Here is a 26,516-nt window from a genome sequence, read left to right as displayed (position 1 = left end):
ATGACTGATATAATTACAAAATTAGATGGAACAACAATATCTCGTGCTGATAAAGTCTTAAAAATGATTAACTGGTATCAGGAAAAACATTATAATAAAGAGACAAAGTTATGTGATTTAAGTATTGGCAGTGAATTACGTACCTTACTTGAAAGTTTCACAGTAGAAACAAGTGATGTGGAATCAAATTCATATGAAATGTTTAAACAAACTTTTTTACAATATGCAACAGGTAACTATTTAGACATGAAATCCTGTGAACAAAAAATAAATCGTAAAAAAGGTAGTGTAGCAAAAGGAGAAGTAACATTCAGTATCCCTAATTTATTGAATGAAGATTACATTATACCAGCCGGTGTTATAATATTACACCGAGATAATGGGAATGAATATATTCTTTCATCAGATGTTGTTATTGCTGCCGGAACGTATTCTGCTAATGGTTTTGTCTATGCAAAAGTAATAGGTACGGCATCTAATGCTCTTTCAGATAAATTAACAGCGTTTAAAAATATTCATCGGGTAAGATATGATTTGAAAGTTACCAATAATTCTGAAATTACTGGGGGAACAGATCCTGAAACTGATGAATCTCTAAGGCAGAGATGTTTTGATAGTAAAAAGGAAAAAGCTTTTGGAACGTTACCTTCGTATTCTAATAACATTATAGAATTTTGTGATGATGTACACGATGTAGCATTTATTAATCCAAATAATTTAAGTAATCATTATAAAGTTGAAAAGGATGCAAATAACAAAAATGTTAATGTTAAATGTACCGATTGTAGTAGAGTTGTGATAGTAAATGCAAATAGCAAACCTTGTCCTACAGAAGTATTGCAGGAAGTTGAAACTTATCTTTCAAACCAGAATAATAAAATATTTGGACATGTATTTCATGTACAAAAAGCAACTCTCAGTAATTTTATATTTGATATAGGAATATTTCCAAATGGAAGTGTAACTGAAGATGATATAATTACAGCAATACTCGCATATATTAATGGTGGAACAATAGGAACTAGAACATATCCTGGTTTAAAGATAGGAGAAGCACTTCGTAAACAAAGTTTAATGGATGCAATTGAAGAATTAGACAACGTAGATCAAGTGGAAAGTATTACTGCAATTAACTATAACAATAGTCTTCCTAGTGATGTGTCACAATGGACAAAGGTAGCAAATCAAGAATACATTTATACAAAGAATGGTTACACTTATAGTAGAAATGGTGATACTATTAATAAATGGGGTAAAGCAAATTTTGTTACTCTTTCTCCAAGTATTTCAAGTGTCGCTTCATTAGGGTATAAACGAAATGTGGATGACTCTACTCGAGAACGAATTGGACTTACAGTATACTAATGGAAGAGGATAATTATGGATAGATGGAAACATATTACTCAGAGATTACATGAAGAAACAAGTCTTAGATACCCAGAGAATAGTGTTTATAAACTAATGGATGCATGCGTAAATGAATTATTTGATGATTTAGAAACAGAAATTGATGAATTGTTATATGAATCATTTTTAGTATCTTGTACTGGATATTATTTAGATATAAGAGGTGCAGAATATGGAATATTACGTGAAAAAGATGAAACAGATGCATCATATCGTCAAAGAATATTTAACATGATTTCTTCTTTTTTAACAGTAAATTTTATGAAAAAACAAGGATTAATATTATACACTATTGATACATTAGATTCTAATATAAGAACAAAAGTTACTAGTAATAACCCATATCTTAATAATTTATACATGGCTTTACCTCGTCATAATCTTGCCAGAGATTTCCTGCTCAATGATACAATTTATGAGTACAACATTGTTCATTATATCAAATTATGGAGTGATAAATAATGGCATTACGTTTAATTGAACATGATTTTGCACAACTTGAACATATTAATCAAGTTATTTATAATAATCAGCATTATGAGTATTGGGAAGTTTTCGATACAAAAGATCTCATTGAATATTTGCCCTCATGTGGTACATATAATAAATCCGATCCAAAAAGCAGTGAAGTAACAAGCAATGTCGTGGATATAAGGTATAACAGTATTATTGTAAATATTAACACTACCCTCTATTCTGATGCTTATTTATACACATTTGAAGTACGGAATGCCATATGGGATGGAAATTATAAAATAGTACATTCAAAGAATGAAGATTCTGATGATGACATACTTCATGAAGGAACAGTACAAATTTCAAAAATAAATGAAAACACTATAGCAGTACTCATTGGGGGAAATAAACATAAAGATGTTCGTGTAAGTTTTCATTATAGTAATGTGGGTGATGGAAGAACTATTCATGAAAGCAGTTTAATAATAAAAAATGAAAATGAATATTCCGATGAATATGATAAAGAAGTTGCACATACAGGTATGATTGTTAATGAATATGATAAACCAGTACAAGGAGCCATAGTAAGTTTAACTCCATGTACATCAGCAGGATTAGAAACTAGTGAAGGATTTAAAGAACATTTAAATGTATTAAGTGATAGCAAGGGAGGGTATTCCTTAAAATATAGTGAAGTAAATATACCCGGAACTTATTATGCTAAACTTACTGCTACTTATAATAATCTTGTTACAACAAAAATTGTTAAAGTGGATAAATATAATGATGGGCTACGAGGAGTAAACTGGGGAGCAGATTCACAGTATAATAATGTTTATAAAGGTAGTATCAAAACATTTGATATTAATATTATTACGCTCAACAAATACGGACAATACGATGAAGATGACAATAAAGATGAAAAACTAATCGGAACAAGAGTTACAGTTACTAAATATAATCCATACACAAAAACAGAAGAACATCAAACATGTACAATAGATTCAAACAATAAAATACATCCACAGATAAGCTTCCGAAGATATTATGATTATCGTTGTATACTACGAGTTACAATGAACAGGACGGATATTTATGATTATGTATCTTATGAAAAAACCGTAACACTTGTGTATGCCGTAGCATCTGATTATTCCCATCTGAAATCATTAGCTGAAAATAATAATGGTCCTGATTGGATAATGTTGAATGCATCAACATACAATTGTAATAATACTATTAACATAAAACGTGACATTACTCTCATGTCACTTAGAGGAGATAATCCAACAATTATAGATGCAAACAAAAATTACACTATTTTTAATATAACTAATCCTTCCTCAGAAAAAGATAACCTAATAAAATTCAGATTAATAGGTTGTACAATAAAAAGAGGAAACCCTGCAATCAAGTATAATAAGGGAACAAGTCTAGTTATTGATAGGTGCATATTCATAGATAATACAAATACAAGTAGTAAATTCAAAGGTGGTTGTATATATGCAAATATGACAACAGACAATATTCGAAATAAGAATTTACTAGAGTTGCATGTGAAACAAAGTTATTTCAACAATAATATCGGAAATGAGATAACAAGTATAGGATATGCATATATTGAACATAACTTGTTTAAAACAACTAGTGCTTCCTGTCTTAAACAACCAGAACCAAAAGTTCTAAATGTAGTTGCAGGTGAAGTTGAATACAAGTACAATAAATCCTATATCGACACGGGTACAACATCACTTGGTACTAACCATAGTTTTGCAAAAGCCTTAGCCTATGTATATAAAGATGCCAGATTCAATGGAAAAGGACCATCACAATTAGGTAGAGACAATAGTTTACCATTATTTGGACAACCTTATTACAATGAAGCATATACCTATTGTATCTATTATTATCCATATGATAATGTAAAAACGACTATTGTTTGTAGTCCCGTACGTGGAAAAGAAAGAAGAGCTACTGGACATGCTTCAAGCTTGAAACGGTGGGTATTCTATGATGGTTACACATTCATTAGACGTTCGGCGGGATTGGGTAATCGTAAGAATCCATGGTCAGAAAAAGAGTTAACTATACCTGGAAACATGGGAGTATATGACAACGTAATTGGTAAATTTTTACTAATTGATTATGATCCACATGTAAGCACATACAATAATAACAGTGCAAAAGTAATAGCTGATAAATGGTGATGAATATATGTATTTTCGTAACAAATTTCATGATGAATTTTTTTATTATTGTGAACATATAACTCCGCGTGGAGCAGAAACACATATTGATGAATGTGATAATCCTTTTTTTGAATTTAAACAAAATCCTCATACAAATAGAGTTTTAATCATCCCATTAATACTTTTTAATAAGATAAATAGTAGTTTTTTTGAAGATGAAGTCTTAGAAGATTATGCTGTGTTATGTAAAAATACTCCTGATACACTTATTACATGCTCATATGATGAAAATTATAAAGGACAACATGAAGATGATTTTGTATGTGAAATTACAAAAGATAGTGGTGATTACATATGAGGCTCAAACCAAAACATTTAGGTGATGAATTAACACTTGATGAGTTTAATGCAATACAACATTTATTGTATAATATGCGATTTACAGATATATTATATTTGGATCCTGATAATATAGTTGAAAAAACATGGGCGTCCTATACATATCAGGAACATTCGAAATTAGTCCTAGGGAAATATGACACATATGAATTAAATCAACAATTAACAGCATCTGATAATCATTTGAAAATATTATTGACAAATGAAATAAACCCTAATAGCACGTATTATGCAACAATTTATTACTATGAATCAAAAACAATTGATTCAAATGATTTTTCATCAAAAGATCTTCCTGAAGTAATGGATGAATTAAAAAGACCTATCTTTAATGAAGAGAATGAATACACATCATTAACCGTTCCATGCACCAAAGAAAAAGAAGGAAATAACACATATCTCATAATTCCATTAATAAATGGAACCGAGGGTCTAATAAAAGAAGAAACAATACTATCCCGGAAAATAAAATTAGAAATTAGATTCAATGAAAAAAACTATATTGATATAAACAATGGAAAAGCAAACCAATCTGATGAAATATTGATAGATGACATCTCAAAACTAGAACTAATGATAAAAAATCATCCAACAGATAATGAAAAAGCAATCTACAGGTTAGATGCAAACAAATATTACACACCCCATAGTACATTAATTATCAAAAATGGAATGAACATAGAAATACGTGGAGGGACCAATGGTGGAACAGTAACCAACGATTCTAGTAAAAGGGTTAATATTGATTCAAGTAAATGTGGTAGACTATTTCTAGTTAAACCAGGAGGAAAACTAGTACTACGGGATGTACAATTAATTAATGGAAATTCCAAACAATCCAATTATAGAAAAGAATATGGTGGTACAATACTAGTAGAAAAAGATGATAAAACATTTGGACAATTAGAATCAATAAACACCATATACAATGATACTACAGCAAATTATGGAGGAGCAATATACTCCGAACATGCAGGAATATATCTTGACACATGCAGATTCACAAACTGTACAAGCACAACAACAGGTGGAGCAATAACATACATATCCGAATCAATTATACTAACCTTCCCTAACGTAACAGGAAAACGAGGCGACACAATCACATTAAAAGTAACAGTAAAAGAAGAAGACAATGAACTAGTTGACCAAGGAAAAGTACACTTCTATATCGGTGAAACAGAAATTGGAACAGGAACAGTAGTAAATGGAGTAGCAACAATACAATACAAAATACCAGATACATTATCCACATCCGAACAAATAATCACAGCACTATACGATGGAGGAGAAACTAATGAAACAACATATATCCAGGCATCATTATTCATAAAAGACCCAACAATACTTTCCTTCACTATGGATAACATAACAGTACCACATGTAGGGACAACAGTCAGATTAGAAGTAACAAGTAAAGATCAAAACGGTAACAATAACACTACTGGAAGAGGTGTTTTCACAATCGACGGAACGGAATATGAAGCAACAATATCAAATAATAAATACATCTTAGATTTCCCAATACCCGAGTTAGGCTATAAAAAACAATACTCTGTGACTTTCAAAGTAAGTGATAAACTATGTACACCAATCATTAGGACAATCACAGTAATCGAAAAAGATATCACGGGAGTATTTGTAAATAAAATGACTATTACTCAGAGTAACATAAATACATGGGTAAATAATGGAGTAACTGACATATTTGTCAGATGCAATGATTATGATAGTTCATCCAGTAGGTCTACTCTAGAATCAGTACTTAAATATTCAAAAAATACAGATTTAAGAATACATGCTACAATAAGTTGTTATCGTGATATGAACCAAGGAGTATTCACAGGAATTACTGATGAAAGAACTAACTGGATTAAAAATCAAATAGGTAAAATTATTGACAACACTGGTTGTATTGGAATAAACTTAGATTATTTCAGATATGCTGGAACAGACGGTCCAAATGAAAATAAACATACTAATATTACTAACAGATTAAAAGAAATCAAATCATTCATACAAAATAAGAATAAAAACTATTTAGTCAGTGTATGTGTAATGCCTGAAATGGATATAAACAGCACATATTATGGACAAAATTACAAAGAACTATGCGAATATGCTGATTATATGATGCCTATGGTATATAAAGGAAATTATGGATCAAATGGTAAAGAAGCTACTGATTCATGGGTACAAAAAGTTGCATTGTATATTGCAAATGAAGTTGAAGACACAGAGAAAGTTATCCCTATACTTCAAACATACACTAATGATGATGATTTAGAAGATGCATTAAAAACTAAAGATCAATCCAAAATTAATAAAGAACTAAGGACTGTTGCAAATCTTGAAGCAACTATGAAAGTAATTGCTCCAACAAATATGAAAGGAATAACATTTTTCAGAGAAGGTTTAATACTCAAATATCCAAGAAGTCTTAAACAAATACAGGAGGAATTAAATGGTTAGTACTGAATGGAAATCACCAAACAATATTACTCAAGATTCCCGATATAAAATTGTGAATGGTGGAACTGCTAACAGATTTACAAATATTAATGCAATGAAAAAACAAAACACTAACGATTATAGTTACTGTATTAACAATAATGGTACAAGCGATTATCGTGCAAGTCCTGTATTATATTTCAATAATTTTCAATTCAATATTCCAAGTAATGCAACAATTACTAAAATACATGTACAATTAGTTGTTCAAGAACAAACTTTAACTGCAGGATTAAAAACAAAAGTATTAAAGTTAAAGACTGGTGCCAGTACAACAGATTGGGGAGTTGGAAACAATAAAGCAAGTAGTGACAGGTGGGCAGTCCGGCCTACCTGGACTACTCAAACGTATTCATTTACTCCATCTGAATGGGGCTTAACGTTACTTCCGTCTACTATTAATAGTAGTAATTTTGGGTGTGTGTTCCAATGTGTTGGTTTGAGTAATGGTCATAAAGGTTATGGGTATTGGAGTTTGCCACGTGTAGCTTATGTGCGTATGAAGATTGATTATAATTTGCCCGTTACTCAGAACATTACTGTTAAACCTAATTTTCTAGTTGAAGCAACAGCCAGTAAAAGTGAGTTAGATATCAATAACAGTAATGATGTTTTGAACGTAAATGTAAAATACACTCATTTATTAAGTAGCAATAATCAGTATGTAGGAGGAAATACACCAACAGTTATTTTATCCAGTAAAAATTTGAAAATTGGTAGTAACAAGGCAAGTTCATATACATGCCCTGTACTAAATATGCCGGATGAGTTAAGTGGAAGTACACGAACAACTAGTATACCAATTTATCCAGGGGTTCAACCAGGACGACAAGAAATCAAGGTAACAACAGGAAACACAGTAATTAACATACCTATAACCGTGATAAATAGTCAAGATTCACTCATAGAATTCACAGACTTTACCAAATATGATAAAGCAAATCAAAAGGTTTTGGTTAATAATTGTAAGTTCAAGGGTTGTACTAGTAAAACAGGTGGTGCAATGTATATTAAAACAAAGTTTTTCTTCAAACAAAAAAACACATACGTTGATAATACTGCTACAAGTTGTCCAAATATATGGCATAACACAGAATGTAAAGACTCATAAAAAAAAATTTTATTCTCCATCATATCATACTCTTTTTTTTCACAACATTTTAGTACTAAAAACAGTTATCTTGGTGATCCAATGACCATAATAATTAAACACAAATGGAACAAAAAGAAAGTAGAAAAACTAGTCAACTTCTTGTACACAGCAAAAACACGTCGTGACCCCATGACCCAATACATGAAAAACGAACTAAACAAAGAAACATTATATTTTCTCCTCCAAAACCCAAAACTTTTTGCAAACTACTATTTATACCAACAATTCATAGAATTATACTTCCCCGAATTAATTGAAAATCATCCAAATTTTACACAAGCATTAATCCACATGGCAGTAATCAATGGAGCCAGAAAACAACAACAAGCAAGACAACTCAGACATCAAAAAATGTACGAAATCAACTACCAAAGACTAATCAATGACACCCGACAAATCAGACAAGACAAAAGAATCAAACACACAATGCAACTAAACGTAGACCTAAACAAAATACTAAGAGAAACAACAATAGACCTGACAACACAACACGAACAAACAATAGAAAAAACAATAAAACAATTAAATAAAGCAATAGAAGAAAACGGATTAATCGAAGTACCAAACATCAAACAAAACAAAAAACTACAAGAAAAACTAACAAAACTAGAAAAACAAATAACCAGAGAAAACAAAAGACTAGAAAAAAACAAAACCAACAGAATACTATGGCAAAAAGCAAGACTACTAGACGACAAATACAAACCAACATACAAAGTATGGAACCAACACCCCAACCCAAAAACACGACATACAATAACCAAGGGACAAAAAGTACCATTAGAAAAAAAATTTGAAGTTATAAACGATAAAACAGGACAAATCGATATGATGGATTATCCAGGGGATTGGACTGGAAGTCCAGCAAATACAGCAAATTGTTTATGCACCATAGAATTCACAAATGATGACTCAAATTTATACAAACCAGAAGAATACTCAGTAACAGATGCATTTAATGAACTAAAAGAAAAAACAGAAAAATTAAAAAAATTATTATCACATAAAGGAATAAGATTAGTTGATAATGCAACATTACTAGCAACAAAACAAGACATACCTTGGATAATAAACAGATTAAAAATAGGAAAAAAAGAACGCAATCGTATGAGAATAACAGATATAAATCGAGCATTAAAACAAAGAGATAAACTATTGCAAAAAGGATATCTAAAAAGTGATTTTAACTTAGAAATAGCACACGGTAAAATATGGTTAGACCATACTGTATCTTCTAGGGATATGTTAAACATAGATTCTTTATCTCAAAAAAGTAATTCTCATAGTTATAATGTTATTTCGAGATTACTAAACGGAAGATTGATTGATAAAAATAAATATTCTGAAAAAGAATTAAATGCATTAGATTTTTATTCACGTGATGAATATTACAGTACTTTCAATGCCTGGCAAAGGGATGATTTTTCTACGAATACTATAGAAAAAGCAGTAAATGATGAAAATAGTCCATTATATGGAAGAAATGTAAATGAGTTAAAAAATTTATTTCAAGAAAATTTCAATGTTTTAACAAATATGCAAATAGAATTAGATGAAGATATGATTATGTATCATGGACAAAAAAAGATATATTCAAGTGATGGAGAAGAACTAAAAGATATAGGTGAATGGAAAAATACAATTAGTTTAGGATTGTTTAGACAAAGTGGAGAAAAATATGCTGTTGATGATGAAGAAAATAAAAGTGTTTTATATCGTATTTATGTACCAAAAGGAACAAAAATCACACCTATCTTACAAATGAGTCAGAGAGATTATATTGATGAATCTGAATTATTACTATCTAAGGGTCACAAATATAAAATTGATTCATATTATAAAGAGAGGGGATACTCTGTTAGAGACTCACGTTTGTTGTAACATAAGTTATATATTAATTAATTATCAATATATTATTATAGAGGGGTAACTATGGTAAAGTTTCATCCAAGATATTCTGAAAAAAGTATTCGATTGCATAGGGATTATTTAAGAGAGATTATTGATTATCTAAAGAAACATCCTGAAGAGGTTAATTTGTATAAGCTTATTAATTTTTACACATATGCTCTTGGTAGAAACGACTCTCTTTCTGAGGAAGCACAGAATTTACTTGCTCAAGAACCATGGTCTACATATAATTTAAAATACAATAGGATGTGGAGACATGATCATTTTATGTCTCCTAATGAGTATACTGAATGGTTACTTCAGAAGTTTCCTCAGTGGAAGGGTATTTTTTATTACTGATGATTTGGTTTTTCATCAGTTATATTTTTTTTGTAAGTGTAGTAATACTTTTTATCGTAATTGGTATGACTATAAAAGATAAATACTCAAAATAATAAAATATTATTAAAAAGAGGAAAATTAAAAATATAATAAATTTTAAGGAAAATAATCATGACATCCGAAATATTGATTATGACACCAAGTGCAATAGCAATGGCAGCAGATAGTGTAGTAACTGTAAATAACAATAAAACTTATGAAGGAGTTAATAAGTTATTCATGCTTTCTAATAATCCTCCTATGGGAATAATGATTTTTAATAATTCTGAATTTTTAGGAATTCCTTATGAAACAATAATTAAACATTTTAGAACAAAAATTATTGATGAAAATGTAAATACTGTAACAGAATTTCGAGAAAAATTTAGAGAATATTTAGAAACAGAAACTAAAAAGAACTTTTTAATTAAACATACATTAAAAGATAAAATAGATATTTTTATTAGGAAAATAAATGGTGATATCTCCAATTTTAATGAAGATACTTTGGATGAATGGATGAAAAATAATAAAGAATTGAATATTTTTGAAGAATATACTCATATCTTTTCTGAAGAGTTATTAAATTATTTAAATAATCAAATTGATATGATTTCTCCAACATTTTTAGAAGAAGAGAAAAAATTATTATTTAACACAATCTTAAAAAATTTGTTCATTGAGGTAATGATTAATGCTCCTTTTACAGGAGTTGCCATTGTAGGTTTTGATCAGGATAAATTATTACCCTCTTTCACTTTATTCCATGTTAAATATTTGTATGAGGATAAATTTACGCTAGAAGTTCTTGAAGAAGATTCTATTGGAAAAAAAAGGGTAATATTTTTACCTCTTGCTCAGACTGATGTTATTGAATCATTTTTAAACGGTATTGATGAACATACTGAATATCATTTAAAAACATATTTTTTAGATATGTTTAGAAGATATCATGCTGCTTTAATTAATATAATACATGAGGATGATATTATACCTCCTGAAATTATTGATGAATTGGATAGAGTAATGAGTATGGTGCGTAAACAAGAAAATATTCTTGTTACAGGTTTTGATGATATGGTTTCGGGTATAAAATTTAATAATCGAAATCAAATTTTGGATTATATTACTAGTTTACCTAAAGAGGAGTTAAGTAATTTGGCAGAATCTTTAATAAATGTAACTTCTTTAAAAAGAAAAGTACAAGATGGTATAGAAACTGTTGGTGGCGATATTGATGTTGCCATTATAACAAAAAATGATGGATTTGTATGGACAAAAAGAAAACATTATTTCAAACCAGAATTAAATCCACAATTTTTCAATAAATAATATGATTGAGGGGGATAATATGAAAAGTTTGTATAATGAGGTTTCTCTTTTTGAAAATAAGGAGTTACCTTATGATTATGGGGTCATCATGGCTAAAAAAACTATCCATAATCTTTTTTCTAAAGTAACTGAAAGAGATTTTAATGATAAATTTGTTGATAGTGTATTGGCACGAGAAAATGAAAAATCCATTGAACTTAAGGATTTGGATCAATTATTTGAATAAATTGATATCATGTATAAAACAACATTTAAGGAAGGTTTTTTAGAGGATACTAAGAATATTAAGGATAAAAAGTCTCAAGAAAATCTTAAAAAGAAAATAGAAGAAATAGCCACTATCTTGGAATATAATCCTACACATTATAAACCTTTAAAAAAACCTTTGCAGGGATATTGTCGTGTTCATGTTAATGATTCTTTTGTGCTGATTTTTAAAGTTTATTTGGATAGTAAGACTGTTGATTTTGTTCGTTATGCTCATCATGATGAAGCATATAAATAATTTTTTTTCTCCACTTTTTTTATAATCTTTGTTTTTTCATTTAAAAAAATATACTAAAAGTGTAATACTTTTTACACTAAAAGTATATCCATACGGGCAATAACCCTACATTTTAGTCGAGGAACTAATTTAATTTTTCGTCTCTTAAATCGATTGTATCTGCAAGATCAGGTCCTGTTGATATGATGGTAATTGGAACACCAACATCTTTTTCTATGTCTTCAATGTAGTCTTTAGCTTCTTGAGATAAATCTTCGTATTTGTTTACTTTTGCACATTCTGGGTATAATCTGTCTATGCAGGTTAAAGCAATTTGTGTAGCACCATTGATCATACAAGAACGTTTTGCAAATTCTTTATCAAATAAGCCAACTCTTCTTTTACGACCTGTAACTACTCCATATTCTTCAATACCCATTTGTTCTGCTTCTTCAGGTGATATTTCTGTTGGGAATGGTCCTTCACCTACTCTGGTTACATAAGCTTTAAAAATCACAATTACTTCATCAACTTTTGTTGGACCAATACCTACATCTGCTGCAGCAGTACTTGCACAAGTATCTTTACTTGTTACGAAAGGATATGTACCGTAGTATAATGATAATCCAAATCCTTGTGAACCTTCAACAAATACATCTTTCCCTTCATCAATTGCTTTGTTAACTTCACTAGGAACATCTGTGATGTATTTTTCAAGTTCAGGAATGTCTTTTGCATAATCTATAGTTCTATTTATACGATCTGCATTTGCAGGACCACATCCACTTCCTGTAGTTCCTATTTTTTTTGATAGATAAGAAGAATCTTTATCTGCTTGTGTATGTTTGTCAGTGATTATAGCACAGTTAGCATCCAGGAATGTTCTACCTTCAACAGAATATTTATTTAGGTATTCTAATTCATGTTTGAAAACATCTGGATTAACTAGTACACCAGCACCAATCAATAATCTTGCATCGGTATTGAAGAAACCTGAAGGAGTTAAACGTAAACCATATTTTTCACCATCACATTCTACTGAATGTCCTGCATTTGGACCAACACCTGCTCTTGCAATGATGTCTGGTTTATCTTTTGTACAAAAATAAGTAATACATTTTCCTTTACCTTCGTCTCCCCACTGTCCACCGACTAAAATGGTACATGTCATATAAAATCATATCTCCTTTAAAATAATATTTAGTTTATTTAAAATAATCTCATATTTTTTGAATCTTATAAATTATATAAGGTCTTTACTTTAATATTTATTTAAAAGATTAAATAAAAACTTTTCTATAATTTTTTAAAAATATTTTTTAAACATTTTATTATCATTTATATTTTGTTAAAAACATTTTTTTAGTTAAATGTCTGAGTTTAAGTATTTATTTACTTTTCCAATAATGCTTTCGCTTTTAAAATTGGTTTTATCTTTAAATTTTTCTGTTGAATCATCGTAAATTCCTGTTCTTGAATCATATAGGATATGGTTATCTTTTTTAGTAGATTCTAAAATATCATCAATTTTTTTATATCCATTTTTTGTAATTAATACGTTGATATTTCTGTATATGTTTTTAAATTTTATATTTTCATTTTTACTAGGATGTGATTCTTCATTAAAGTTTGGTTGGTTTTTGGGACTGTTTAAAGGATGTATGATTGGATCTTTGGAATTTTTAATAGGGATTGTATAATAAATCAGAAAATCTTCTATAAAACCTCGTTTATAAAAATCAAATAATATGTTGAAAAAGATGTTACTGGTTAAATGATTTATTTTTCTAGACCAATCAGAATAATTTGTTTTAAATCCTTTTTTAAATAATACAACATCTGAATCAAAATTTACTTGGGAAATGTATACAAATTTTTTACTTAAACGTAATGATTTTTCTAATAATATTTTTGTTTCATCAATACCGTTTAAACCGGAAGTTGTATCTATACATACTGTGAAATCAAATTGTTCTTTGTTCATTTTGTTAATTTTTATATTCAATGGGTTTTGATTTATAATTTTATGTTTTGCTAGTTTCTTATCTGATTTAGATTTTTCTATAAGTTGTTGGTATTTTTCAGGGTTAGTTTCGAAACTAATTCCTCTTTTTCCACCTAATTTTTTTCCATAGGTTAGACCGGAAATAGAATCATAACTTAAATCTAAAAAATCATAGCTTGTTATGTTGTCTTTGTAATTGTTGGTTTCATTATTTTCAGACATATTATCACATCTTTAATAGTAAGTATAATTATGTGTTTAATCTTTTTTATAGTTAATGGGATTAAAATTGTTTATATTTTTAGTAAATTATTTATATTATGTTTTATTATATGTATAATTATTTATTAAAAAATAGGAGAAATTGATAAATATTTAAACATTATCATAAAGGTCATGAATTTTATTAAAAAATATTATTATCAGAAGTTTTCTATAGATAACATTCAATTAAATACTTTTCAGAAAAAGAAATTTGAAACGATATTAAATCAAGAAGAATATAAAAAGTTTTTTTCAAAAAAAACCATAAATTATTTTATTATGTATAATAATAAGTTAGTAGGATTTTTTTCTTTAAATATAAATAATAATCTGATTGAATTACTTTGTTTATATGTTTTTGAAGAATGTAGAAATAAATCAATTGCCACTTATGTTTTAAATGATATTCTTTTTACTGTAAGACATAATTATCTTTACAAGATTGAATATATTGTAGCTAATTCTTTTGTGGATTCAAGTATGTTTTTTTTAAAAAATGGTTTTGATTTTTGTAAAATAAATAAAAAATTAGATTATAAAAAGAAAAATATTATTTTATTATATAAACATGTTTAAGTTAACTTCTTTTTCTTTTTCTTTTTCTTTGACTATTTAAATCTTCAAGTACTCTTTCATTAACATAATTTCCTTTATTTAATTTGGAATACGAGATACTATCAACATTTTCTGAATATTTCTTTTTTGGATTTTTTTCACGTAATCTTTGGATGTATAAATTAATTATTTTGGATAAATAAGTATCTTTTGTGAATCTTCCGTCTATTGTTATGCTTTCGATTCCCATTTCTTTTAATTCATCTATTTCATCAATTAAACATAACATATCATTATTAAAGAAATGACTTTGGTTGTTATAATCAAAGTATATTTTATATTTTGCTTTATTATTTTTATCTTCAAGAACTACATATTCTTCAGTTTCAATATCAAGATCGAAACCTTCATTAAGATTTGAAAAATTATCTTTAGAAACCATTATTTCTTGATTACCTTGAACTATTAATTCTAATTGTGTATTGAATCTTTTGGATTTTTGTACTAATTCTTTAATTTCATCACGTGATAATTCACTAGATATTGTGGTTGATTTGAAGTTATTTTTATCCAGCATTGCTACACTATATTCATTCCAAATATTCAAGTTATGTGCACCATAAATATCATTATCAGGGAAAGTTCTAGTTAATGATGGAGAATCACCCATTATTGAGACTTTAATGTTGTCTTTTAATAAATTGTTGTTAATTTTTACAATTTTATCTAAGTCTTCATCGGAGGTAAATGCAGAAAGTACCCAAACTAGTTCTTTATCGATGGCAATAGTGTAAGCTTTTCTTATTAATTCTTCAATGTTTTTGAAATAATCTTCTTTATTATCATACAGATATGATGCATCGAAATAAATTCTGTCTATTGCATTTCTATTGGCAATAGTTAATAATTCCAAGTTGTCTACATATACATTAAGTGATACATAATCTGATTTTTTAACATTACTCTTTGTATTTTTATAATCCTTGATATATTTTTTAATATTTTTACGTATACTACCTGCTTCATTAGGGTTAGGTACGTAATACTCTAAGAGTTTTTCAGAAGCAATATCTAAAACTTTTCTTCTTATATTATTAAGTTTACCAATAGGCATAAATACATTGTCTGGTAAGTTAGTCACTTTAACATTTTCAACTATGAATGGGGTATTTCCACTTTTTTTCATTTGATTAATTATAGTTTCTTCATCAAGGGGTTTATTAATAGCTTCATCAAATTTTCGTTCTGATTTATATCCAAAGCTGATAACATCATTACCTATTTTAAAACTGACATTTAAAGTCAAGCTTCGTTTTTTATTTGGTGTAATGTCCATAGATAATGGTATATGTGGTTTTATAATTTCTTTTTGGAACTGTTTTTGTTTGTCATGTAACCTTTTTGAATAACTAATATAAACTTCCGAACCTACTCTGATATCTCTGGTTGTTTGTATGTGGATAAACTCTTCAGTTTGTTCAACAATTTTATCTAAATAGATTCCTCTAATGTGATTATTGTGTTTAAATCCTATTCCATCACCTTTTTCTAATATTGGGTGATTTTTATTTTCAAATTCAATAATAACATCTTCATTATCAATTGAAATAATTTTTCCTAAATATAATCCTTGATGAAAAGAACTTTCCCGACCCATTACTTGTCCTGGATTATCATTTAAAATATATCCATTAGTATAATATCTATTGAATATTAGGTTCAGATCTTCTTCTAATTGCATAATTCTATCGGAATTGTCTTCATCATTCATATGATCAATCATTGTTCTGTAAGCATTAACAACAGTTGCAACATAATCCTCTGATTTCAACCTTCCTTCGATTTTTAATGAAATTATACCGGCATCTGATATTGCTTTAACATTTTTATATGTAGCTAAATCATGAGTTGAAATTAAACAACCGTTACTTATACTGTGGTTGTGATATCTTAATTTATACATGGATCTACATGGTTGTGCACAAGCACCTCTGTTAGCACTTCTTCCTGATATAAATGAAGACATATAACAATCACCAGAAATACAATAACAAAGTGAACCATGACCGAATACCTCTAAATCCATTTTAATATTTTCTTTTTCTAAACGGGTAGAAATATTCTTTATTTCATCTATGCTCATTTCACGTGGAAGAATTACTCTTTTAATTCCTTCATCATGAGCCCAGAGAATACTATTGTAATCTCGTAAAGTCATTTGTGTAGAAGAATGGACTTCCATTTCTGGAATAAACTTATTTATTAAGTAGATTAATCCAATATCTTGAACTATCACAGCATCTACACCCGTTCTATATAAATATTGGATATATTTTAAAACTTCAAGAATTTCTTTACTATTAAAAAGTGTATTTACAGTAACATGAACTGAAGCTCCATTTAAATGAGCATAATTTACTGCCTGTTCAATTTCCTCTGATGTAAAATTTTGAGCAAATGCTCTTGCACCATATCTTTGACCAGCAATATATACAGCATCAGCTCCTGCATTTATAGCTACAACTAATATGTCATAAGAGCCGGCTGGTGCTAATAACTCTGTTAAAACCATAATTAAACTCCTGGTAAAAATTTCATAAAATCAGTTAATATTATTTATAAATCTTTAAATACAAATAATTTAGTAATTAAGAAAAATTTAAAATTTAAAATAATTAATCAGCATGTGTTAAATATGATGGATTTACATTTAAATGTAGTATATACAAATTTAGGCTTAATAATTAATCTAATTTTGTCTATTATTGTTCCAATATTATTATTAAAAATATTTAATTATGTTATTCATAAATTTGTAGATGAAAATTCAATTACTTCATCGTCTCTAGTCACATTAAACAAAATTTTAAGATATATTGTAGTGTTAATAATTTTCTTAGCTGTTCTTGAGGTATTGGGTATTGATTTACATTCATTAATAGTTAGTTTAGGATTAGTTAGTTTAGCTGTAACATTGGCTGCAAAAGATTCTTTATCCAATGTAATATCAGGTATAATTATTCTATTGGAAAAAAGATTTGTAATAGGAGATATGATTGAGATTGATGGACATAAAGGTCAAGTAAAAAAAATAGGTTTTAAATCAGTAGAATTATTATATAAAAAAACTTACATGGTTATACCTAATGTTCTTTTTACCACTAAACCATTTATAAATCATACTAGAAATGGATATTATGCAATATTTTTTGATGTTAGGATTTTGAATAAATATGATCTTGATGAAAAAATTTCTCAATTAGAAAAGATTTTGGATAATTCCAATTTAATATTGAAAGAACCTAAATATTTAATAAAAATAAAAAATATTACTACAACAGGAGTAGATGTTACTGTTAAATCTTATATTAAAAATCCAAACGATGACAATAAAGTCATAGCTGAGCTAATTAAAAAAATTAAAAGAGAAATTATTTTGGAGGATATTAGTTAAATATTTTTAACCTTTTAAATTATTTTTTTACTATTATTTTTTCTGATGAATAGAGTTGTATATCTAATTCACTTGCTAATAAATCTTTAATGGATTCTCCAAATTTTATAAATACTTCTTTTTCCATGTGTTTGTCAAGACCTTTTTGGCATTTCCATTTTTCTACAAATAGTAAAGTATTCTCTTCAACATTTTTATATAAATTATAACTTATATTTCCTTTGTGTTCTCTTGATTCTTTTAGTAAATCTTGTGCTTTTTCTACAATTTCGTCTAATTTTCCTTCTTTTGGTGTTAATGTAGCGTGAACAATAATCATTTTTACATCTCCGTTAATTAATACTATAAATAATCAGTTATTTATAATTTAACTTAAAAAAAAAATAAAGTATATAAATATATACTTAAAAAGAAATTGTAGTTTATTTTTTAGGCTATTCTTTGAGGGGAATAGTTATAGTTTTTTCTAAATAATTCGTATTTCCGTAGTAAGATATTGTTAAATTATTTAAATTATAGTAATTTGCATTGAATGTTCCAACAACTGTATTGTTTATAACGTAAATTTTGGGGGACATGCTTTTTCCATTAATTTTAAAAGAAAGATATCCTTTTTCTTCAGTTTCATTTTCAAATCCATCTAAGTTTGCATATATTGTTATATCTCCGTTTTTAATTTCATATGAAACGTTTATATTAATCTCTTTTTTGTTTAATGTTATGTAACTGGAATTTCTGTTGTTATTATACTTATTGTTTCCAATATAAATAAATAGAATTTCTGATTCATTTAATTGATTTTTTTTATCAATTCTTAAATTAAATAGGTCTAACATACCCTTATTTAATTTAAATGTTTTAATGCTGATACCATCTATTTTTAAAATAACAGAACCGTTAGTAATTAAACAATTATTTTCATCATAAAAGATCGCACTAATGTTTACATAATTATTGGAATAGTTATAATTAATTTTACTATATGTATTTAGTTTAGAGAGATATAATTTTGAGGAGTTTGAAAATGTATTCTCTAAAAGAGTATCATTACAAATTAATTCAATAATATATCCTTTGTTAACTAAATTATCATTAATTTTGTAGTTATTTATGAATATTGTGTTATTTTCAAAAGATATGTCTACATTTGCTTGTTTATACTGGAATTTAAAGGAAATGTTGTCTATAGATTTTTTGTTATAATTATTAACATGTGCGCTAATGTTAACTATATCTCCAATATGTGCATTTGTACTATTTAATTCGATATTTGGCGGGATGAATGTAATATTTTTTTCATAAGTGGTATAAACATCTTGTTTTATATCATAAATGTCAAATATTAAATTTAAATTTTTATAATGTTTTGGTGTACAATTTATAGAAATTATTAGAGTTTCGTTAACATTTAGTTGAGGTATAGTACATGAATTATCATTGTCAATTTTATGTGTCGAGTTAATTAAAGTTAATTCGGATGGTATTAAATATTGTAATTGGATGTTTTCTACTGGAAATATTCCTCGATTATGTAAAATAACATCATAATTAATTAAGTCACCATAAACGTATTTTTCTACTAAATTTGTAATTTTTATCTCGTACTCATCGTTATAACTTGAAACAATAAGATCCTCTTGTTGGTTTTTAAAATGGTTTTCACCATTATATGAAAGAATTAATGTTAAATTGGAATTTTTATTAAAAGGGGATTCTATGTTAAATTCTGAACAATTACATTCAATACTCTTCAATAAATTTTCTTCTTGTAATAAACTAAAGTATCCTTTATTTACTGAAGTATTATAAATTTCATCTGTTTGGATTTTTCCATTAATTATCACAACATTGTTGATACATGAATAGTTGAAGTTTATTTTACTATTCAAATTGTTTCCTGAATAATAATTATTTGATACAGCAACAAAATTTTCCTGTTTTCCATTAAATAATTTCAAGGAGGTATTGTTAATAAATTCAGAATTATAAATACGAGTTTTTCCATTAAAATCTTCAATAATACTATTTTTTGAAGTATTATTTTGGAAAAGTGTGGACGTAAATGTGCTTGTAGAGTTTAAGTTATTAACTATACCATAACTGTTAAGGTCATTATTTGAAATTATAGATTGATTTACTGTTAGGTTTGTTTCTGAAATGTTTTTTACATTATTGGTAATTAATGATTCATTGACACTGTTGTAATTAATTGTTGAATTATTTATTTCGGCATTCATATTATTTTCAATAATGTTGTTGGCATAATTATTGTAGATTTTTGAATTATTTATGAATAAATTGTTATCATTGAGTATAACGTTATTTTTAATTTCATTTTGGGTTATGCTTAGGTTATTAACAATTAAGTTTTTGTTATTTGTCAAAATATTTAATGATTTTTCATTTAATATCAGGGTATTATTTATTGTTAAATTAGTGTTTTCATTTACAATAGTTGAACCACTAAGTGCAGTATTGTTTTTAAACGTTGAATTAATTATATTTACTGCGGTTGATCCAAAACTATGTAATGTGGATTCTGTACTGGCGTAATTATTTTCGAAAATACAATTTTCAATATTTATGTATGTGTTGTTGATTAAATTTTCTGTTGTGTAAATGCTACTTCCTGATTTGAAAGCATAATTGTTATTGAAAGAAGAGTTTGTAATATTCATTGAACCTTCATTAAATATTGCACCACCACCAAACATATTTTCATCAGTAGAAGTATTATTTTCGAAAATACAATTGTTTACAATTAAGGTACCACTATTTGATAATGCTCCACCTATGTTAAAATTCATATTTCGTATGGTTAGGTTATTTAATATTAAAGTGGTTCTTTTATCAATATTTGCAAATTTTCTTCTATTGTTTCCATCGATTATGGAATTATTTCCATTCAAAACAATTATTTTTTCAATTTGATTAGTATTTTCGGTATTAAAAGTATTTCTTAAGTTATATGTTTTTGTTTCGAAGTTAATTTCATTATATTTCTTTTCGGAATTAGTAACATTTGATAATGCACTTTTTAAAGTATTGTCACTATTTACATTTTGAATATAACTGTCTTCATTGTTTTCAATTGTTTTGCTTTGAGAGTTATGATCTATTTTATTAATTTCTCTGTCTGTGTCATTGGGGTTTGTTGCATATATGCTATTACAAAGTAATAAAATACTTAGTAAAAGTATAATGAATATAGATTTTTTATTAATCTTCATTTCTTGTTTTTAAAACTCCTGTACAATTTATAAAAAAAATATAGTCATATTAAACAATGACTATAATTAATAATATTTATTATATTATTTATATTTTTATTTATTTTTTATTATTTTTTTTATAATTTTAATAGGGGGTTGGATGTTTTTTTAATAATAAACTCGTTCTTTTGTTGAATGATAAGTATTTATTATATCTTTTGTATATATAATAACTAAATAAACGATTTATATACATGATAGTGGTGGGCTATGACTGAATTTAATAAATGCACTTGTGTTAAAGTTAATAAGGATAAAATGGATTTAATTAAAGCAAAAGGTTTAAATTTACAAGATTTATTGGATAAAGCTATGGATGCAGAATTAAATCTTTCAAATGTCTCTGATGTTCAACAAAAAATGGATGATTTATCCTTAAAGATTGAAAAGCTAAAAAAAGAAAGAGATGCTTCTATTAAAGATTGTGAAAAAAAAATTGACATCTTGATGAAAAATCTTTTGGAATCTAAAGAAAAAGAGGAATTATATTATAATAAGCAGATTCATTTTTTAGAATTAGAATTAGAATATTTACAAAAACACTATGATGAATAATTTTTTGAAATATAGATTAAAGGTGATTGTATGAAAAAAATGGGTTTTGGAATGATGAGATTACCATTAACGGATAAAAATGATTTAAAAAGTGTGGATCAAAATCAAATAAATGAAATGGTAGATAAATATATGCAAGCAGGTTTCAACTACTTTGATACAGCATATCCTTATCATGATGGTGCAAGTGAAGTTGCATTACGTAAAGCAGTTGTAGAAAGATATCCAAGAGATTCATTTGTAATTGCAGATAAATTACCACTTTTTTTAATAACTGAAAATGAACAGTTGGAACCTATTTTTCAGGAACAACTGGAACGTTGTGGTGTTGAATACTTTGATTATTATTTATTACACAATGTAAGTGCTTTTTCCGAAGCAGGCTTTGTTGGTGTAAATTCATTTGAATTTGCTTTAGAAAAGAAAAAAGAAGGTAAAATCAAACATTTGGGATTTTCAACTCATGCTAATGCAGAATATATAGAAAATATTATAAAAGAACATCCTGAATTGGAATTTATACAATTGCAAATAAATTATCTTGACTGGGAAAATGATGCTATTGAATCAAAAAAATGTTATGAAGTAGCTAGAAAATATAATCTGCCTATACTTATTATGGAACCCCTTAAAGGTGGGTTTTTAGTAAATATTCCTGAAGAAGCCGAAAAGTTAATTAAAGAATATAATGATGAAGAACCTGTTACTTGGGCTTTAAAATATGTTTCAAGTTTAGATGGTGTTTTCATGGTTTTAAATGGGGTAAGTAATATTGAGCAGATGGAACAAAATATTCAAATTATGGACAATCTTGAAGAAATAACCGATGAAGAAATTGAAATTATTTCTAAAGTGGTTGGAATTATTAATAGTCAAATAACAGTTCCTTGTACGAAGTGTAATTATTGTCTTAGTTCTTGTCCAAAAAATATTAATATTCCTAAATTATTTGACTGGTACAATAATGAAAAAATCGAAAATAATGAGGAGTTTACTGCAGTTGGAAATGCATATAGAAATTATTCAAAAATAGAAAATAATTCAATTGCTTCTGATTGTATTGCTTGTGGATTGTGTGTTAAAGAATGTCCACAACATATCGATATTCCTGAAGTAATGAAAGATGTTAAAAAAACTTTTGAAAAACCATTATACGGTTTTACAAAAGAATAATTTTTCATTTTTTTTATATTTTAAAGAAGTTTTTTGTATTGGTTGTTACTATTTTTCCTAATTCTTCGAAGTCCATATTCTTTTCTTTAGCTATTCTTTTTAATATGTGGGGTAAGTATTTAGGATCATTTCTATTCTTTTTAGGTTTTGGATTTAAATCTCTAGGTAATAAAAAAGGACCATCAGTTTCAATCATTAATTTTTCTGGAGGAATGATTTTTATTGCTTTTAATAAATCATCATTTCTACGTTCATCACAGATCCATCCGGTTATACCAATATAACAACCTAAATCCAAATAATCCTCTGCTTCATATTTAGTTCCAGTAAAACAGTGAACTACTGAATTTGAAGCTATTTGTTTGTGTTTTTTCATAATTTTTGTAAAATCATCATAAGATTCTCGATCATGTAAGAATAAGGGCATATTCAGTTCTTCTGCTAGTTCAATCTGTTTTTCAAACCATTTTCTTTGAACTGGTTGTGGAGAAAAATTTCTATTATAATCTAATCCACATTCACCTATTGCAACAACACAATCTTCTTTTGCTAATGTTTTTAATGTTTCAATTGTATTTTCGTCACATGTTTTTGCATCATGAGGATGTACACCACAGGTTGCATAAACAATGTCGTTATGTTGACTGGCAAATTCAACTGCAGTTTTACTTGAATTAATACTACTGCCCGTTATTATCGCTTTTGAAACTCCCACTTTTTTTGCTTCTTCCATAACTTCTATTCTATCTTTATTGTATGATTTATGCATTAAATTAAGTCCAATATCTATTAGTTCCATAATATTTATTCCTTTTATTTAATTAAGATTTTTTATTTATCTCAATAATTATATAGGTTTTGGTAAATATACCATTTCATATAAACCCTTACCCAGAGGTATAGTTAAATTAGCTTCAATATATGCTGCAATAATTAATAAAATTGCTATTATTACTATCATAATTAAAACATCTGAAAGCATTTTACAACATATTTCAACATGTTCAACAAATATATCATTTCTATTTTCCTTACTTATTTTTATACCACTGATTAGTACGAAAATTGCATGAGTAACTCTAAAACCAGCCCCACATGCTAGAACGATTGCAAACAATTCTATTATTCCATGAGGTAATGTGAATGATATGAAATAGAACAGATTTGTTGCACAAGCAGAATAACCTATTACTAATGCATTGAAAATTAAGAGGTAGGTACTCATTGTACTGAAATATAATCCTCCAAATATCATATTCATTGCTACTGAAAAATTATTTATGAACAATGATACTGTCTCAAGTTTAACAGTTCCTTGTTTGACACCTTCACTTAATCCTTGAACTGAAGGTAAGACAATCGGTTGGAATAGTCCTGCATAAAAGTAACCTATAATTAAAAATATGATAAATATGAATAATGAGAGTATTACATAATATTTCATCCTCAACATAAATTTTAAAACAATATTTTTTGAGTTTCCAGAGTTTTCATTACCATAATCATATTTATTATTGCATATGAGTGCAATATATTTGACAATAATATTACTTGTGAGTGCAGTTACAAAGAAAAATGTATAACTGGGACTGATAAAATACAAAGTACAACTAATGATGAAGTATATTAAATAAGATACTTTCGAATAACCTTGTAAAATACATGATGATAAAACAATGGTTAAAAGAAGTATCAACGGTAGTTCTAAATCTAATATCTCAGTAAAAGCAATATTTGTACCCCATGCACAAAATGAATATATTATTAGGGCAATAATACTTGTTGCAATGTAATAAATGATATTTTGATTGTTTACGTCATTATTTGAATTTTTTATAGATTGATTTTCATTTTTTTCTTTCATTAATGTTTCATTGTTATTAAAAAAGATAATTGGACGATTATCTTCTGAATATTTTTGATTGTTTTCTTTTTCTTTATTCATTTTAAACATCTTTTTTCTTTAAAAAATATAATCTATAAACTTTAGAAATATAAATAAATATTTTTAAAATCATAGTATTAAAATTTATTATTTAAAAGAATAAGAGGTTACTTGAATGAAATTAATTATGTTGGGTACGGGTAATGCATCAGCCACAGCATGTTATAATAGTTGTTTTTTATTATCTGAAAACAATAAACATGTTTTGGTTGATGGTGGTGGAGGTAGTAATATATTTAATCAACTAAAAGCTGTTGGTTTGGATTGGAAATTGATAAATAAAATTATTGTTACTCATAAACATATGGATCATTTAATAGGAATTTTATGGATTGTTAGAATGGCATGTCAACACATTAATCGTAATGAATATGAAGGAAATCTTTATATATATTCTCATAATGAAGTAATCTTTTTAATTAAGGATTTTATGAAAAAATTTTTAGAAAAACGTGATTTTGAACTATTAAATAAAAGATTATTTTTGATTGAAGTAAAAAACAATGAAACAATTGTGATTAATGATAAAAAAGTTACTTTCTTTGATATATGCTCAAAAAAAGCAAAACAATTTGGTTTTCAAATAGAATATGAAGAAAATCATAGATTAACTTGTTGTGGTGATGAACCTTTTAATATATTAAATAAACAATATTTGGAAAAATTAGATTGGTTAATTCATGAAGCATTTTGTCTTAAATCAGAAGATTTCTTGTATAAACCATATGAAAAGAATCATTCAACGGTTGCAGATGCATGTGCAATAGCTGAAAAATTCAAGGTAAAAAATTTGGTTTTATATCATTCTATTGATAAAAATATAGAAAATAGAAAAGAATCCTTTTTGTCTGAAGGTGAAAAGATTTTTAAGGGAAAATTATTTGTTCCCTATGATTTAGAAATAATTACTCTTTAATCTCTTTTAATAACAATTTCAATGGTTGAAACATTTGTTTTATTACCATCGTCATGAATTATTTCTTCTGTAGAAATTTTTATTTGATTATCATATGCATCAGTTATGAACCTATTTGTAACAGTTTCAGCTACATCTACAGCTTTCCTAATTGTTTTTCCTTTAGCTTTAATGG

At 27.1% G+C, this 26,516-nt stretch carries 24 protein-coding genes; 16 read left to right on the top strand and 8 right to left on the bottom strand.

The genetic code is table 11. The features are described from left to right. The 11 genes from QZZ11_RS05085 (at position 1) to QZZ11_RS05035 (ending at position 12,223) form a co-directional block, all read left to right on the top strand. A complete protein-coding gene (locus QZZ11_RS05085) occupies positions 1-1,365 on the top strand; it encodes a baseplate J/gp47 family protein (protein WP_292474156.1) in 1,365 nt (454 codons plus the stop codon). Positions 1,366-1,380: 15 nt separating this feature from the next. Then, complete coding sequence (locus QZZ11_RS05080; protein WP_292474155.1) at positions 1,381-1,869, top strand: hypothetical protein; 489 nt, start codon at positions 1,381-1,383, stop codon at positions 1,867-1,869. Continuing rightward, positions 1,869-4,070 carry a hypothetical protein gene (locus tag QZZ11_RS05075; protein ID WP_292474153.1) on the top strand — a complete coding sequence of 734 codons (2,202 nt, stop codon included), beginning with the start codon at positions 1,869-1,871 and terminating at the stop codon, positions 4,068-4,070. Before QZZ11_RS05080 ends, QZZ11_RS05075 begins: the two co-directional genes overlap by 1 nt. A 7-nt stretch (positions 4,071-4,077) precedes the next feature. Then, positions 4,078-4,410 carry a hypothetical protein gene (locus QZZ11_RS05070; protein WP_292474152.1) on the top strand — a complete coding sequence of 111 codons (333 nt, stop codon included), beginning with the start codon at positions 4,078-4,080 and terminating at the stop codon, positions 4,408-4,410. Beyond that, positions 4,407-6,923 (top strand): putative glycoside hydrolase, encoded by a 2,517-nt coding sequence (locus tag QZZ11_RS05065; RefSeq protein WP_292474150.1) that lies wholly within the window; start codon positions 4,407-4,409, stop codon positions 6,921-6,923. Before QZZ11_RS05070 ends, QZZ11_RS05065 begins: the two co-directional genes overlap by 4 nt. Continuing rightward, complete coding sequence (locus tag QZZ11_RS05060) at positions 6,916-8,073, top strand: hypothetical protein (protein ID WP_292474149.1); 1,158 nt, start codon at positions 6,916-6,918, stop codon at positions 8,071-8,073. The genes QZZ11_RS05065 and QZZ11_RS05060 overlap by 8 nt, the downstream gene beginning before the upstream one ends. 81 nt (positions 8,074-8,154) lie before the next feature. Then, positions 8,155-9,996, top strand: a complete 1,842-nt coding sequence (locus tag QZZ11_RS05055) for a hypothetical protein (protein WP_292474147.1) — start codon at positions 8,155-8,157, stop codon at positions 9,994-9,996. 156 nt (positions 9,997-10,152) lie between these two features. Further along, positions 10,153-10,365, top strand: coding sequence for a hypothetical protein (locus QZZ11_RS05050; protein ID WP_292474145.1), 213 nt, complete (start codon positions 10,153-10,155; stop codon positions 10,363-10,365). 153 nt (positions 10,366-10,518) lie between these two features. Then, positions 10,519-11,718, top strand: a complete 1,200-nt coding sequence (locus tag QZZ11_RS05045; RefSeq protein WP_292474144.1) for a hypothetical protein — start codon at positions 10,519-10,521, stop codon at positions 11,716-11,718. A gap of 19 nt (positions 11,719-11,737) precedes the next feature. Further along, complete coding sequence (locus QZZ11_RS05040; RefSeq protein WP_292474142.1) at positions 11,738-11,944, top strand: hypothetical protein; 207 nt, start codon at positions 11,738-11,740, stop codon at positions 11,942-11,944. A gap of 9 nt (positions 11,945-11,953) precedes the next feature. Then, positions 11,954-12,223 (top strand): type II toxin-antitoxin system mRNA interferase toxin, RelE/StbE family, encoded by a 270-nt coding sequence (locus QZZ11_RS05035; protein WP_292474140.1) that lies wholly within the window; start codon positions 11,954-11,956, stop codon positions 12,221-12,223. Between the two features lie 124 nt (positions 12,224-12,347). Here the strand turns inward: QZZ11_RS05035 and QZZ11_RS05030 are convergent, their stop codons facing one another. Next, complete coding sequence (locus QZZ11_RS05030) at positions 12,348-13,373, bottom strand: adenylosuccinate synthetase (RefSeq protein ID WP_292474139.1); 1,026 nt, start codon at positions 13,371-13,373, stop codon at positions 12,348-12,350. Positions 13,374-13,568: 195 nt separating this feature from the next. Then, a complete protein-coding gene (locus tag QZZ11_RS05025; RefSeq protein WP_292474137.1) occupies positions 13,569-14,429 on the bottom strand; it encodes a hypothetical protein in 861 nt (286 codons plus the stop codon). Between the two features lie 174 nt (positions 14,430-14,603). On the opposite strand from QZZ11_RS05025, the gene QZZ11_RS05020 reads away from it, so the two are divergent. Continuing rightward, positions 14,604-15,047: a GNAT family N-acetyltransferase gene (locus QZZ11_RS05020; protein WP_292474135.1), complete on the top strand. Its 444-nt coding sequence runs from the start codon at positions 14,604-14,606 to the stop codon at positions 15,045-15,047. Between the two features lies 1 nt (position 15,048). Here QZZ11_RS05020 and QZZ11_RS05015 read toward each other — a convergent pair whose 3' ends face one another. Then, complete coding sequence (locus tag QZZ11_RS05015; protein WP_292474134.1) at positions 15,049-17,598, bottom strand: U32 family peptidase; 2,550 nt, start codon at positions 17,596-17,598, stop codon at positions 15,049-15,051. 126 nt (positions 17,599-17,724) lie between these two features. On the opposite strand from QZZ11_RS05015, the gene QZZ11_RS05010 reads away from it, so the two are divergent. Continuing rightward, positions 17,725-18,480: a mechanosensitive ion channel domain-containing protein gene (locus QZZ11_RS05010; RefSeq protein WP_292474132.1), complete on the top strand. Its 756-nt coding sequence runs from the start codon at positions 17,725-17,727 to the stop codon at positions 18,478-18,480. A 19-nt stretch (positions 18,481-18,499) separates the two neighbouring features. Here QZZ11_RS05010 and QZZ11_RS05005 read toward each other — a convergent pair whose 3' ends face one another. Both QZZ11_RS05005 and QZZ11_RS05000 read right to left on the bottom strand, forming a co-directional pair. Then, on the bottom strand, positions 18,500-18,799 hold the full coding sequence (locus QZZ11_RS05005) for a putative quinol monooxygenase (RefSeq protein ID WP_292474130.1): 300 nt from the start codon (positions 18,797-18,799) through the stop codon (positions 18,500-18,502). 115 nt (positions 18,800-18,914) lie between these two features. Beyond that, complete coding sequence (locus QZZ11_RS05000; RefSeq protein ID WP_292474128.1) at positions 18,915-21,710, bottom strand: hypothetical protein; 2,796 nt, start codon at positions 21,708-21,710, stop codon at positions 18,915-18,917. A gap of 252 nt (positions 21,711-21,962) precedes the next feature. Here QZZ11_RS05000 and QZZ11_RS04995 point away from each other — a divergent pair, with 252 nt between their 5' ends. Then, entirely contained in the window at positions 21,963-22,307 is a 345-nt protein-coding gene (locus tag QZZ11_RS04995) for a hypothetical protein (protein ID WP_292474126.1), read from the top strand. 30 nt (positions 22,308-22,337) lie between these two features. Beyond that, the gene (locus QZZ11_RS04990) at positions 22,338-23,480 is read left to right on the top strand and encodes an aldo/keto reductase (protein WP_292474124.1); all 1,143 of its coding nucleotides are present in this window, start codon (positions 22,338-22,340) and stop codon (positions 23,478-23,480) included. Between the two features lie 13 nt (positions 23,481-23,493). Here the strand turns inward: QZZ11_RS04990 and QZZ11_RS04985 are convergent, their stop codons facing one another. Both QZZ11_RS04985 and QZZ11_RS04980 read right to left on the bottom strand, forming a co-directional pair. Beyond that, positions 23,494-24,282 carry a TatD family hydrolase gene (locus QZZ11_RS04985; RefSeq protein WP_365952816.1) on the bottom strand — a complete coding sequence of 263 codons (789 nt, stop codon included), beginning with the start codon at positions 24,280-24,282 and terminating at the stop codon, positions 23,494-23,496. Between the two features lie 45 nt (positions 24,283-24,327). Beyond that, on the bottom strand, positions 24,328-25,425 hold the full coding sequence (locus QZZ11_RS04980; protein ID WP_292474121.1) for a stage II sporulation protein M: 1,098 nt from the start codon (positions 25,423-25,425) through the stop codon (positions 24,328-24,330). A 115-nt stretch (positions 25,426-25,540) separates the two neighbouring features. Here QZZ11_RS04980 and QZZ11_RS04975 point away from each other — a divergent pair, with 115 nt between their 5' ends. Beyond that, on the top strand, positions 25,541-26,341 hold the full coding sequence (locus QZZ11_RS04975) for an MBL fold metallo-hydrolase (protein ID WP_292474120.1): 801 nt from the start codon (positions 25,541-25,543) through the stop codon (positions 26,339-26,341). Here the strand turns inward: QZZ11_RS04975 and QZZ11_RS09310 are convergent. After that, positions 26,338-26,514 (bottom strand): hypothetical protein, encoded by a 177-nt coding sequence (locus QZZ11_RS09310; protein ID WP_365952814.1) that lies wholly within the window; start codon positions 26,512-26,514, stop codon positions 26,338-26,340. The genes QZZ11_RS04975 and QZZ11_RS09310 overlap by 4 nt on opposite strands. Between the last annotated feature and the right edge of the window lie 2 nt (positions 26,515-26,516).

It is taken from the genome of Methanosphaera sp., assembly GCF_016282985.1.
Classification (GTDB): Archaea; Methanobacteriota; Methanobacteria; order Methanobacteriales; family Methanobacteriaceae; genus Methanosphaera.
Note: the sequence above shows the minus strand (reverse complement) of the source record. Positions and strands in the feature narration are given on the sequence as shown.